Genomic DNA, 13,369 nt, shown 5'->3' with positions numbered 1-13,369 from the left:
CGCCCGGAAGCATTCGATAGAATCGATCAAACACACGTAAGAACCTGCCGCTTTGCCGGTATGCGCCTTCGGGACTGCTGCCGGTCGTCAAGAAGCGGCTCACTGGAATCGGTTAACAAGATGTCACTCAATGACCCTCGCTGGGGCCGTGAAAGCGATTCGTCTGAAGACGAAAAGCGCCGCAGCGTCAACGATCGTTCCGAGAACGCCGATGAGGCCGAAGGTGCGAACCGTCGTCCTGCAGAGAGCGACGGTCGTCCGTCCGATCGCGGCGAGCGCCGCGAGGACCGCCGCAATGCCGACGGCCGTTCGCAGGAGCCCGATATCGATCAGCTCTGGGACGATTTCCGCAATCTCTGGTCGGATGTTCTGAATGGATCGCGCTCGCGTGGCGCGGGCCGTACGAACGACGACGCCCGCAGCAAGCTCAAAAGCCGCGACGATTTTTCGCTCGACGACGAGCCGCAGCGCGGTCGCGACGACGAGCGTGACGAACGTCGTGCCAGCGATCGCAGCGTGCATGAACGCTACGCGCAGCCTCGCCACGACGATGAAGCCGACGAGCGTTTCAGCCGGTACGACGACCGCGATGGCGGTCGCTCGGGCGGCAGTGGAGGCGGCGCTGGCGGCGGTCGTCCGCGCTTTACGATGCGATTCCCGCAGGCGCCCCGCGGCGGCAAAGGCCAGAATTTCGGTCTCGGCATCCTCGCGCTCTGCGTGGTGCTCGGCTGGGCCGCGAGCGGTTTTTACATCGTCCCCGAAGGGCAGACGGGTGTTGAAACGACGTTCGGGCGTTATACGGATTCGACGATGCCGGGCTTTCACTGGCGCTTCCCTGCGCCCATTCAGGACATGCAGCTCGTTGACGTGAGCAGCGTGCGTACGGCCGCAATCGGCGCGCGCGCGTCGAATGATCGTCTGCGCGAAGCGCTCATGCTCACCGACGACGAAAACATCGTCGACGTGCAGTTTGCCGTGCAGTACCGCATTAAGACGGGCGAAGGCGCACGAGACTATCTTTTCAACACCCGTGCACCCGACATGTCGGTGACGCAGGCCGCGGAATCGGCCATGCGCGAAGTGGTGGGCCGCAAGGCGATGGACAGCGTACTCTTCGAGTCGAAGGCCGAAATCGCCGAAGCCGTGAAGACCTCGATGCAGCAGATGCTCGATCGCTATGGTACGGGCATCGAAGTGATGAGCGTTGCGATTCAGAACGCGCAGCCGCCGCAGCAGGTGCAGGCCGCCTTCAACGATGCGGTCAAGGCCGGTCAGGACCGCGAGCGTTCCATCAATTTGGGCGAAGCGTACATGAACGCGGTGATTCCGAAGGCGCAGGGTACGGCTGCGCGCCTCAAGGAAGAAGCCGAAGGCTATAAGAGCCGCGTGACCGAGGTGGCGCGAGGCGATGCCGACCGTTTCGCAAGCGTTCTCACCGAATACGAAAAAGCGCCTGTCGTCACGCGCGACCGACTCTATGTCGATGCGATGCGCGACGTCTTCTCGAATGTGTCTAAGGTGTACGTCGATCAGCAGAGCGGCTCAAGCCTGCTCTATCTGCCGCTCGACAAGATCGTCGCCTCTACGCAGGCGGCAGCCAAGACCGCTGCTGAGGAGAGCGAAGCCGCCCAGAGCGCAGCTGCGGCGCAGAGCGGTTCTGCCCAGACAACGGCAGGCGCCTCTTCGGGCGCGGCGGGCCAGCCCGCCGGCACGTCCAACACCAACGGCGCGGTCTACTCGACTGAACCCCTTGACGACATTCGTTCCGGCATGCGCGCGCGCATCCGCTGATACTGAGAGGTCCCGAAAAAATGAAGCGACTTACTTCCGCCATTGTGGGTCTCGCCGTCATCGCGGGGCTCGGCGAGCTTTGCCTTTACACCGTCAACGAGCGCGAGTACGCCATGGTCTTTGCGCTCGGCGAACTGAAGACGGTTGTCGACGAGCCGGGCATTCATGTCAAGCTCCCGCCGCCTCTGCAGAATGTTGTCTACCTCGACAAGCGCATCCTCACGCTCGACGCTTCGGGGGCCGACCTCGTTCAGACGAGCGAAAAGAAAAACCTCATGATCGACACGTTCGTGAAGTGGCGCATCGGTGATCCGCGCCTTTACTGGGTGTCGTTCCAGGGAAGCGAACGCGCGGCGAGCGACCGGCTTTCGGCGCTTTTGCGCGACGTGCTCAACATTGCCGTCAACAAGCGCACCGTCAATCAGATCACCTCTTCGGAGCGTGAAAAGGCCATGTCGGAAATTTCCGAGCTTCTCCAGGCGCGTGTTCGCGACGTCGGCATCGATATCGTTGACGTGCGCATGAAGCGCGTCGACTTTACGCCCGAAATTTCCGAATCGGTTTACCGCCGCATGGAGGCAGAACGCAAGCGCGTCGCGAGCGAAGAGCGCTCGAAGGGTGCTGCCGAAGCTGAACGCATTCGCGCCAACGCCGATCGCCAGAGCGAAGTCATTCTCGCGCAGGCCTATCGCGATGCGCAGAAGACGAAGGGTGAGGGTGACGCCGAGGCCGCTCGTATCTATGCGGATGCTTTCGGCAAGGATCCGGAATTCGCGCGCTTTTATCGCTCGCTTGAAGCCTATCGCAAGAGTTTTGCGCAGAAGAACGACGTGATGGTGGTCGATCCGTCGGCCGACTTCTTCGACTACCTGAAGTCCGACAAGCCCGATGCTGCACGTGACGCGCATCGCGTCAAGGGCACGGCGCAATGACGGGCACTGACCTTTTCCTGCTCGTGCTCGGCTGGATTTTCGTGATCGAGGGGCTTTCGCCCCTCATCAATCCGGTCGGCTGGCAGCGCATGCTCGCGCACCTCGCCGAGGTGCCGCCCGAGCGGATTCGCTCGGTTGCTGCGACGGTCGTGCTCTTCGGGCTCGCCGTTGTCTGGCTCGTTCTTGACTGATTCTGTCGGTCAAAACGAACGCACTACCTCCCACGGCGCGCGGCTTCGCGCGCCCATTTCGTCTTGCGGCCGTGCTATCGTCACACTTGGAAGTTGAAGCGGTCGTGCGCCCGCAGCGTGAAGGTCATTTGAAAGTCTTTTAAAAGGACTCTTTTCGCGACGGCGGATGCGCCGCTGCCGCGGCGTGCCCGGAGAAAACGCTGCCGCTGCGTTGAACGCACGCAGTCGGTCGTCCGAAAAGCCGAGCTCTCTTTGCGGAGATCTCGGCTTTGCGCCGGCCGTTCGCAGCCGCCGGAATAGGCGGAACGCCGCTCGATTTTTTATTCACTCGAAGGAAACCTAAATGGGCAAGAATGTTGTCGTGATCGGCGCTCAATGGGGCGACGAAGGCAAAGGCAAGATCGTTGACTGGCTGACGGAAAAGGCCGCGGGCGTCGTTCGCTTCAATGGCGGCCACAATGCCGGTCACACCCTTGTCATCAACGGCAAGAAGACCATCCTGCGTCTTATCCCCTCGGGCATCATGCATGCTACGAGCGAATGCTTCATCGGAAACGGCGCCGTCGTGTCGCTTGAGGCTTTCTTCCGTGAAGTAGATGAACTGATCGCCGTCGGCGTGCCCAATGTCGAGAAGCGTCTGCACGTCTCGGCCAATTGCCCGCTCATCATGCCGTACCACGTCGCGCTCGACCATGCGCGCGAAGCTGCGCTCGGCAACAAGAAGATCGGCACGACGGGCCGCGGCATCGGTCCGGCCTACGAAGACAAGATCGCCCGCCGCACCGTGCGCGTGGCCGATCTTTTCCATCCGGAGCGCTTCGCCGAACAGGTCCGCGCCGTGATGACGCTGCACAACTTCATCCTTGAAAAGTTCCTGGGCGCCGAGCCGCTCAATCCGGAAAAGGTGATTGAAGAGACGCTCTCCTACGCCGAACGTCTGCGTCCGATGGTTTGCGATGTCTCTGAGCGTCTTAACGCCGATATCGCCGCGGGCAAGAGCTACCTCTTTGAAGGCGCTCAGGGCTCGATGCTCGACATCGACCACGGTACGTACCCGTACGTGACGTCCTCGAACACCGTTGCGGGCTCGGCCTGTGCAGGTGCGGGCGTCGGTCCCGACAAGATCAGCTACGTGCTCGGCATCACGAAGGCCTATTGCACGCGCGTCGGCGAAGGTCCCTTCCCGACGGAACTGCACGACGAAACGGGTGATCTGCTGCGCCAGAAGGGCAACGAATTCGGCGCCGTGACGGGGCGTCCCCGTCGTTGCGGCTGGTTCGACGGCGCTGCGCTGCGCCGTGCCGTTCAGATCAACGGCATCACGGGCCTCGCGGTCATGAAGCTCGATGTGCTCGACGGACTGGATGTAGTCAAGCTCGGTGTCGGCTACAAGTACGAAGGCGAAACGCTCTCCGTGATGCCTGCGGGGGCGGATGCCGTCGCCAAGTGCGAGCCGATCTATGAAGAGTTCCCGGGCTGGAAGGAAAGCACCTTCGGCTGCACGGACTGGGACAAGCTCCCCGAGTCCGCTCGCCGCTATCTGACGCGTCTTGCTGAGGTCGCTGGTGCGCCGATCGCACTCGTTTCGACCGGTCCGGACCGCGAACAGACGATTTTGCACACGGATCCGTTCGCGAATTAAAATAACGGCACTTTAACGAAGCTCAGACGGGCGACAGGCGCACAGCATCTGCCTGCCGCCCGCTTCGTTTTTATTCAGAGCAACACAACTCGCGTTTCACCCATGTCCGACAAGCACTATTCCTGGGACGACTACATCGACCTCAACGAACGTCTTGTGCATGCCGTCGCCAAGAGCGGCTGGCAGTTCGATTCGATCCTCTGCCTCTCCCGCGGCGGTATGCGCCCGGGCGATTTCTTCAGCCGTGTCTACGACATGCCGCTCGCCATTCTGGCGACGAGCTCCTACCGCGAAGCCAAGGGGACGGTTCAGAGCGACCTCGACATCGCCGACTGCATCACGGGCGTGAGCGACCTCAAGGGCAAGGTGCTTCTCGTCGACGACATGGTCGACTCCGGGAAGACCATCCGCGAAGTCATCGCGCATCTGAAGACGCGCTATCCGGCCATTACCGAAATCCGCGTCGCCGTTCTTTGGTACAAAGCTCACTCGGTCCTCAAGCCCGATTGGTATGTTGAGTATCTCGCCGACAATCCCTGGATTCACCAACCGTTTGAGTGCTACGATGCCCTCGGTGCCGACAAGCTTATCGAGCGCGTTGAAGCCAAGCATCCCGAACTCAAGGCTTGATTTTTGAACGGGCGCCTCAAGCCCAGTAAGCCAGAGACAAGTTCCGGCGCCCCGACTTGCAGAGCAATGCAGGCGGGGCTTTTTTTGTGGCGTCCTTCCGCCAGTCCTTAGGAGAGCCAAATCATGGCAGAGACCCCCGACGTAGCCGCCGTCAACCAGGCGGCAGAAGAGGCCCTTGCAGCAGCGGGCGATCTGACGATCGACGGCGCGACCGCAAGCCGTTCGATTGTCGACGTGATGCTCGACTACCTTTCGTTTGAGAATATTGCCCTTCAGGTGGCAGTCGTCGCTGTCGCGCTCGGATTGGGGTGGCTTGTTTCCTGGCGCATCAATGCGTTTGTAATTGCTCACTACTACGGCAAGGAAAGTCCGCAAGCGGCTGAAGCCGAAGCCAAGGCCGCTGCCGGGGCGCACCCGATTCTCGAGCTGCAGCTTCTGCATTTCAAGCGCTTCCTGCTTTCGATTGCGCGGCACGTAACCTTTTCGGCGACCGGTTGGCTCGCGGTGCTGCTTGGCTCGTATACGCTTGTCGAAGGCTTCGGCTACACGGACAATTCGCTCGTGCTCTGCCGAATCTTCATGCACGTCTTCTTTGCGTTTGCCGTTCTTTCCTTCTGCACTGGGTTCTTCGACGAATTTGTGACGGGGAAGCGTCTCTCGCGCAATTTCCGCAAGATTGTTGCCGTCTTCTTCTGGGTGCTCGTCATCCTGCACTTCTTCGGTATTCTCGATGCGATCGTCATGTTCCTCGAGACGACGAAGCTGCCGATCGGCAGCGGCAACGTGACGCTTTGGGCCTGCCTCATTGCGGTTCTCAACGTGCTCGTGACGCTGGCGATTGCGGAGTGGCTCTCGGGCATCTCCGATACGTTGCTCGGTCGAACGAAACTTGATTCGAACCTCAAGATCGTGCTCGGTCGCGTCATTCGAATCGCGCTTTTCGTGCTCGCGATCATCATTGCGCTCTCGAGTGTCGGCATCGACCTGACGGTGCTCTCCGTCTTTTCCGGTGCCTTGGGCGTTGGCTTGGGCTTCGGGCTGCAGAAGATTGCCTCGAACTACATTTCGGGGTTCATCATTTTGCTTGATCGCTCCCTCAAGATTGACGACATGGTTGAGGTGGGCGGTTTCAAGGGACGCATTACGCAGATCAATACCCGCTACACGGTTGTTCGGAGTTCCGACGGCATCGAGTGCATCGTGCCGAACGAAAATTTCGTGACGAGCACCGTGAAGAACTACTCCTACACGGACGAGGCGAGCACGGTGTACGTGGCGATTTCTGTGGCCTACGACGCGGACGTGAGGCGCGCACTCGAAATCATGCTCGAAGAAGGCATGCGCGAGCGCAAGCGCATTGCCAAGGACCGCAAGCCCTGGGCCTACGTCGAAGGGTTCGGCGCTTCGGGTATCGACCTGAAGCTCGCTTTCTGGTGCGCGGATCCGAAGAACGGTACGGCTGCGCTCAGGACGGAAGTTTCGCTCGCGATCTACGATCGATTCGTCGCCGAAGGGATCGAGGTGCCTTACAACCGACTTGAACTTGATCTGCGCTACGCACAGGCGCCGCTCAACGTGCATGTCGATCAGGTGAAGATCGCCTCGGCGAATATCGACGCCGCGCAGTAAAGCGCAGCCTGAGCAAAAAAGTCCATCGGGTCCGCAACCAACCGTCAGCGGACCCGATGCTGTTTGTAGTCCCAAAAAGAGTACTTGATTCCCCGCCTCTATCGATCTGATAGTGACAGGAGGTCCGCTCGGTGGTCGATCGATATACGAGGTTTGATCTAAGTCTTTCCCCGAGTGTGTTTCCTAAAAAAGGTGTTCGACCGCCTTGACATTCCCGTTTGGCTTTCTGATAAGATCGACGGATCTTATCAAATTTCGAGGGACAACCCTGAATAATAAAGGTGGTACCGATCTGTAGACCTATCGAATTGCGCAGTCGCGATGTGCAGCTTGAGAAGTCATGCACATCTTCGATTCACTTCCGTTTTCTGGAGTCAGCTATGCGTCAATTCGTCTTCACCGCCTCTCTTCTTGTGGCCGCGCTTCCTTCCTTTGCCGCCGATAACAGCGGTCGGATCGATTTCTCCGGCCGCGTCGTGCAGTCGGCCTGTACGCTTGCCGCCGAGAGCAAGCAGATTTCCGTCCAGCTCGGCGACGTCCATACCTCTGCGCTGAAGAGCAGCTACGACCACACGGCCGAACGAAAGAGCTTCTCGATCAAATTGACGGACTGCGCCGTCGTTCAGGGCAGCGCAGTTCTCGCCACGCTTTCTCTCGTTGACGCCAACCCGAACGACACGGGCATGCTCGGCATCACAGAGGACGGCGGTAACGCTGCGCGCGGGGTCGGCATCCGCGTTTGGAACAAAGAGGGCGAGCAGGAGCTGAAGTTCGCGCAAAGCACCCCTGTCGTTGTAAAACCTAATTTCGGCAACGGCATTTCTTCTTCGGCCTACGAGTTCAATTTCCAGGCCGCCATTGCCGCGCATCAGATTCAGGATGTTACCCCCGGCACGGTCAACGGCCAGATGACGTTCCAGATCGAATACAAGTAAGCGGCGACCTTCGCTCGATTCACGCCCGGCTGCTACGTCTTTGGACAGCGTGTCGGGCACGTCCTGCAGCGACTCTTCCGACGCGAGCCGAGGCTCGTGCATCGGCAGACTTCGCACGTGCATTCTCCACTCCCGGCCGTTCGCTTGAGCGGCGGAGCGCCGCCGCTCGTCTCGAGGCGCTCCGGCCGAGTCATTTAATTTTCATGCCGTTGCCACTCATTTTGCTGTCGAGCCCGATCCGGGGCTCGGGATTTTTGCCGTCCTTTTCTTTGTTTGCGTTGTACGCTGCTCGAGCTTTTTTGCGTCGGATCGGCTGCGCGCTCACGTCTGAGAGGTCCTGCCTTGTGGTCGCTGTTGCGCTTGGACTTTTGGGTGCAGCGCACGCGGAGAACACGGCGCTTCTTGCCTTAGAGGAAGCCGACGCGCACGCCCAACAGGCTGCACTCGAGCGGCTCGTTCGCGGTATCGGCTACAACGAAACACGCGTCGTGATTGAAAAGGGACGGCACGACGGCAGTCTTATTCTCAAAAACACGTCCGAATTCGCTTTTCTCGTACAGAGCTACATCGAGACGGCCGACCACGGCGAGCGGCGAAAGGATTTCCTCGTCACGCCGCCTCTCGCGAAGCTTCTGCCGGGCAAGAACACGCGCGTGCGCGTCACGGTGACGGATCCGGCAAGCCTGCCGCAGGACCGCGAGTCGATGTTCTGGCTCTACACGCGAGCAATTCCTTCGAAGGTGAACGACCGCGAAAATCGGCTCAATATCAATTTCGTCATGCGTCTCAAGGTCTTCTATCGCCCGAAGGGCATGAAGGGCACGATGCGCGAAGCGATCGAGGGGCTCGAGTGGTCGTGGACCGACGGCGGGCTCGTGGCGAAGAACGCGTCGCCCTTTCACATCTCGCTCGCTTCCCTCACGGTCAACGGCGTTTCGCATGAAGTGTCGGACGTGATCGCGCCCTTTGCGTCGATGACTTTCGATGCCGCGTGGCTTCCCAAGGGCAAGACGAACGAGAAGACCGAAGTCGTCTGGCGTGCCGTGAGCGATTTGGGCGGCATCCGCACGGGTGAAGCCGACGTTGCCAGAGGGAGAAACTGATGCACAAGCTTTTCTTCCGGACTTTCGCCGCACTCGCTCTGAGCCTTCTCGCGACGATCGGACAGACGGGCGCGGCGAAAGCGCCGAGCGCGCCGATCACGTTTTCGCAGACGCGCGTTGTCTTCAACGAAGGGGCCAAGTCTGCGTCGATCGATGTCACGAATAAGAGCGAAACGCCCTACATGCTTGCTACGTCCGTTCGGCTCGTGAGTGTCGATCGACAGACAACGCGCAACGACCGAGCTTTTTCCGCCGTGCCGCCCGTGCGGCTCCTGATGCCGGGCGAAACGCTCACCGTACGAATCGTCAAGACGGGTCTTGCGTCTCGCGAAGGCGCGGGCGACGACGTGTCGCGCGCCGAGGACGGGAACGCAGTTGTGGAATCCGCACGTCTTATTCGCTTCAAGATGGTGCCCGCACAGGAAAAGAACGCGCATCAAAAACCCGTTGTTCGCGCCGTCATCACAACGACGCTCAAGCTCTTTTATCGTCCAACCATGCTCGTAAACGATACGGGCGTGCGCGAAGCGGCAGAGGCGCTCGACGCCTACTGCATCGTGGATGACGACGGTCTCGCGCATCTATTGGTCGCGAATCCTTCCGGCTATTGGCTCACCTTCGGCCGTTTCGAATGGGACGGCATTGCCGTACCCAACGATGTACGCCGACAAATGGTGTCGCCGCACGAAGAGCGGCTTTACGAAGCGAGCGAAGGCTGTCCCAAGCGCGTGAGCTTCAGCCTGATCGACGAGTACGGCTTTGCAACAGAAACGCGCACGCTCAATATCGCGAGACGTGCGGACGCGGTGCACGCGCAGCGAAAAGACGCGCTCGGCAGGGGGCGCAAGGATTAAATGACAAACGCCTCCCGCGCCGTTCTCGGATCGATCGCCCTTGCGGCCTCCCTCCTGAGCAGCTTGGTGCGGGGGGAGGAGCCGAGCTACGAGTTCGATCTGGAGCTCCTTAGCAGCGAACTCGGCGTGACGCTTACGAGCGCCGATGTCGAGCGTCTCACGCAGGCTTCGCTCGCAGGTCATCACACGTACGACATCGTTGTGAACGGGGTCTTCATGCAGCGACTCGGGGTCGACATTTCGTTTACGCCTGAAGGCGAACCCCGTGCGACGCTGCCGTATCTGGCCGTGCTCGTACTGCCGCTGCGCTGGGAGACGCTTCCGGCATTCGCCAAGAAGCGTCCCATGGAGAAGACAGACTCGATCGAGCGCGACATTCCAGGCGCGGTTGTCGTCGTTGACACGAGTGCGCAGGAAATCCGCATCAGCATCCCGCAGGTTCACTTCAAGACGCAGCGAGAAAGCCGCATCGTCGACAGGCGCCGCTGGAATTGGGGGGTGCCGATGGCGGCCCTGCAGTACGGCGTCAACGCCGCACACGAGCGGCGTGAATCCGGCTCTAGTACGTCGGCCTTCTCGTCGCTCTCTTCGCGCATTCACGTCGGCGCATGGCGCTTTTATGCGCGCGGCACGGCACAGTATGACGAGAGTGCTCACGGCGGTTCGGACATGCGCTGGACGTGGCTGCAGGGTTACGCAACACGCATTGTGCCCGATATGACCGCACGGCTTTCGATCGGCGAGCTCTCGACGTCGAGCCGTTTTGCCGACGGTCTTTCGATCCGCGGCATTGCGCTTGGAGACGATGACGAGCAGCGCGACGTGCGCGAGCGCTCCTACCTTCCCGTCATAACGGGAACGGCGCGTTCGGTTGCACGCGTCGTTGTTCGGCAGGCCGGCCGTATTCTCTGGCGCGATACGGTTGAACCGGGGCCGTTTCGCATCGAACACATCGAGGGGATCGGTTACGGCGGCGATATTGAAGTCACGGTTGAAGAAACCGTGGGGCCGCCGCAAGTCTATATGGTGCCCTTCATGACGGCGCCCGAGCAGCTCAAGACCGGACGCTTTTCCTGGGACTTTGCGGCGGGAACCTACGACGGCGCCGAGGGTTCGCACCCGTGGCTCGCGGCAGGCTCCTTGGGTTATGGGTTCGAGTCGGGCTTTACGGCTTTCGGTTCGGTACTCGCGAGCGGCGTGCTGCAAAAGGCGGGCTTGGGGCTCGCGGCCGACGTCGGGCGTGCGGGTGCCTTGACCGCGCAGGTTCGTGCGGCACGCATGGCGTCGGCAGGCAAGGCTGAACGGGAAAGCGGCGCCGAACTTGAGCTTGTTTGGCGAAAGACCTTCGGCTTCACCGGTACGTATGCGAATGTCGCTTACGAACGTGCGCTCTCGGGACGTATTGCAACGTTCTCTGACGCGCTTCGCAAGTCCGTAACGGTCTCGGGCCTTGACACGCACACCCGCGACAGAACGGAGTTTTCACTTTCGCAGCCTTTGGGTGCGTTCGGGCACGCGAATCTGACCGGACTCTGGACGCGGAGCGTCTCGGGCGACGCCGCACGCAGTCTTTCGGGCTCTTGGAGTCTTTCGGCAAAGCGCATGCTCTGGAATGTCACGCTGCAGCATGTCTCAGGTCGCGGCGCAACCGCCGAAACGGTGCTTTCACTCAACGTTTCCGTGCCGCTTTCCGTACTGTTCGGACGCGCATACGGGGGCGGCGCCGACGATGCGCTTCTCACGCTCGGCGGCACGCGTTCGAAAACGTCGCAAAGTGCGATGACGTCGCTCTCGGGGGCCTTTGACGAAGAGGGCACACATGCTTACCGCCTGCAGTTTGATGCGGCCGAGGGCGACGCTGCGCACACGCAGTCGCTTCAAGCGGCTTATGCCTACACGGGCGAGCACGTGCAGGGCAGCGTCGGCGTACGTCGCGGCGAAAGCTACACGCAGTTCACGGGAGCGGCGAGCGGCGGGGTGCTGCTTTATGACGACGGCGTCATATTCGCGCGCTCGCTTCAAGGCGGTCTAGCGGTCGTGAAGATTCCGGACGGCGAGGGTGCGCAGCTTCTTGACTTTCAGGGCGGCGTGCGTTCGGGCGACAGGATTCTCGCCTCGGGTCTCACGAACTATCAGCTGAATGTGCTGCGCATCGATCCGAATTCGCTGCCGCCCAATCTCACGATCAATAGTCTCTACGGGCGTGCGGTACCGGCGGACAACGGCCTCGTGCGGCTCGATTTTGAAACATTTTTGGGAACCGAGCTCTTTTTGGACGTCACGCGTCCGGACGGCACGTCGGCGCCTTATGGCTCGGAAGTGCGAATTCTGACGGATCGAGCGCAGTTGCCCGTATCGGTTGTGGATGAAGAAGGCTGGGCCTTTATTTCGGCGGCGCCGCCCGCCGGTATTGCGGAGGTTCGCTGGATGGGCGAGCACGGCGAAGAAGCCTGTTACGCCATTTTGGACGATGCGTCTGCCGACGACGGTTCGCCCGTGTTGCGCAAGCGCGTTCCTTGTTTGTGGATTGAAGGCGAAGGGCCGGAAGTTCGGGAATGGGACTCGGAAATTCAATGATGATTCACAGGACTGATGAACGTAAGGCTGGAAAAAGATGGTGTAAAGATGCCGCGGGATTTCTCATGGGCTGCGCGGCAATGGGGGTCGAGGGAGCCGTTTTGGCGCCCGATCTTTCGCTCGGTGAACTAAAGGAGGCCTCTCGCGTTGTCTGGGAGAGTCCTTCGGTCGAGCGCGTGGACGAAGTGGTTTCGGTCGACGCGCTCGCAAACCATGTGGCGCTTTTCGCCACGACGACCGGCGCCGCATCGGGCGCGACGACGCTGCCCGCTTCGATCGGTGCGGGGCTCTTAGTGACCTTTGTCGGTCGCCTGGAACTCGCTGGCCCTGCGAGGAGAATCGTTTGGGAGAGCGCCGACCCGACGGCGGCAGCGACGCGCACCGTTGCTTACGGGGATCGGACGGCGCCCGTTTTCGGCGTTCTCGGCAAAGGGGGGCAGACGGCGACCGAAGCGCAAGGCTCGCTCGAATCGTGGCGGCTGCGCGGTGAATTGCGCCCCGTTCTTGTTTGCGCGAGCGAGCCTTGCCGGCTCGAACCCGGCACCGTGCATATTCCTTCGCTGTCGACAGCCGTCGCAACGGAAAAAGGAGTCGTGCACGCGAAGGAAATTCTCACGGGAAAGCGCGCCACGCTCAGGGCCGACTGTCGTTTTTCGCTTTCGCCCGTGCAGATCGATTTCGGTACGATCCGGCCCCGGCGCGAGGGCGATCGGCTTGCCGCGGCTCGCACCGACATTGAAGTCGTCTGTCACCGCGGCACGTCGCCGGGGACCGTTCGCATGCGCTTGACGCCCGCAAGCGGCACGTTTGCGTCGTCGGACCGGTACGCGAGAACGTCACACCCGAGTCTTGCGCTTGTGCACCGCTACAACGCAGCGGCGGGCTGCGGTCGGGAGGAGGCGAGAAGCTGGCTTGCCGAGGACACGGCGTTTCTCTCGCTCGAGCAGCGCACGTCGTTGCGTCAGGGCGCGGAAGGCTTTGTCGAATGGGGCGTCTGCCAGATGGAGTCCGCCGTGACCGCAGGCGACTTCAAGGCGACGGTCCATTACGACATCTGGGTGGATTAACGCGGGCGAGTGCGCTTT

At 61.0% G+C, this 13,369-nt stretch carries 11 protein-coding genes; all 11 read left to right on the top strand.

The window, feature by feature from the left end; translation table 11 throughout:
• Positions 1 to 120: 120 nt before the first annotated feature.
• The 11 genes from hflK (at position 121) to H6A60_RS03110 (ending at position 13,351) form a co-directional block, all read left to right on the top strand.
• Entirely contained in the window at positions 121 to 1,791 is a 1,671-nt protein-coding gene (hflK, locus tag H6A60_RS03160; RefSeq protein ID WP_205101958.1) for an FtsH protease activity modulator HflK, read from the top strand.
• Between the two features lie 20 nt (positions 1,792 to 1,811).
• Entirely contained in the window at positions 1,812 to 2,723 is a 912-nt protein-coding gene (gene hflC / locus H6A60_RS03155) for a protease modulator HflC (protein ID WP_205101957.1), read from the top strand.
• On the top strand, positions 2,720 to 2,914 hold the full coding sequence (locus H6A60_RS03150; protein ID WP_205101956.1) for a DUF2065 domain-containing protein: 195 nt from the start codon (positions 2,720 to 2,722) through the stop codon (positions 2,912 to 2,914). The genes hflC and H6A60_RS03150 overlap by 4 nt, the downstream gene beginning before the upstream one ends.
• A gap of 343 nt (positions 2,915 to 3,257) precedes the next feature.
• The gene (locus tag H6A60_RS03145) at positions 3,258 to 4,556 is read left to right on the top strand and encodes an adenylosuccinate synthase (protein ID WP_205101955.1); all 1,299 of its coding nucleotides are present in this window, start codon (positions 3,258 to 3,260) and stop codon (positions 4,554 to 4,556) included.
• Positions 4,557 to 4,658: 102 nt separating this feature from the next.
• A complete protein-coding gene (locus tag H6A60_RS03140) occupies positions 4,659 to 5,186 on the top strand; it encodes a phosphoribosyltransferase (RefSeq protein WP_205101954.1) in 528 nt (175 codons plus the stop codon).
• A gap of 123 nt (positions 5,187 to 5,309) precedes the next feature.
• Entirely contained in the window at positions 5,310 to 6,815 is a 1,506-nt protein-coding gene (locus H6A60_RS03135; RefSeq protein ID WP_205101953.1) for a mechanosensitive ion channel family protein, read from the top strand.
• A gap of 380 nt (positions 6,816 to 7,195) precedes the next feature.
• A complete protein-coding gene (locus H6A60_RS03130; protein WP_205101952.1) occupies positions 7,196 to 7,750 on the top strand; it encodes a fimbrial protein in 555 nt (184 codons plus the stop codon).
• 344 nt (positions 7,751 to 8,094) lie between these two features.
• Positions 8,095 to 8,853, top strand: a complete 759-nt coding sequence (locus tag H6A60_RS03125) for a fimbria/pilus periplasmic chaperone (RefSeq protein WP_205101951.1) — start codon at positions 8,095 to 8,097, stop codon at positions 8,851 to 8,853.
• Positions 8,853 to 9,707, top strand: coding sequence for a fimbrial biogenesis chaperone (locus tag H6A60_RS03120; RefSeq protein WP_205101950.1), 855 nt, complete (start codon positions 8,853 to 8,855; stop codon positions 9,705 to 9,707). The genes H6A60_RS03125 and H6A60_RS03120 overlap by 1 nt, the downstream gene beginning before the upstream one ends.
• Positions 9,708 to 12,284 (top strand): fimbria/pilus outer membrane usher protein, encoded by a 2,577-nt coding sequence (locus H6A60_RS03115; protein ID WP_205101949.1) that lies wholly within the window; start codon positions 9,708 to 9,710, stop codon positions 12,282 to 12,284. It abuts the gene before it with no gap.
• Positions 12,281 to 13,351: a hypothetical protein gene (locus H6A60_RS03110; RefSeq protein WP_205101948.1), complete on the top strand. Its 1,071-nt coding sequence runs from the start codon at positions 12,281 to 12,283 to the stop codon at positions 13,349 to 13,351. The genes H6A60_RS03115 and H6A60_RS03110 overlap by 4 nt, the downstream gene beginning before the upstream one ends.
• The last annotated feature ends 18 nt before the right edge of the window (positions 13,352 to 13,369 follow it).

It is taken from the genome of Sutterella massiliensis (assembly GCF_016899755.1).
Classification (GTDB): domain Bacteria; phylum Pseudomonadota; class Gammaproteobacteria; order Burkholderiales; family Burkholderiaceae_F; genus Sutterella; species Sutterella massiliensis.
This window is presented reverse-complemented; position numbering and strand designations above follow the sequence as displayed.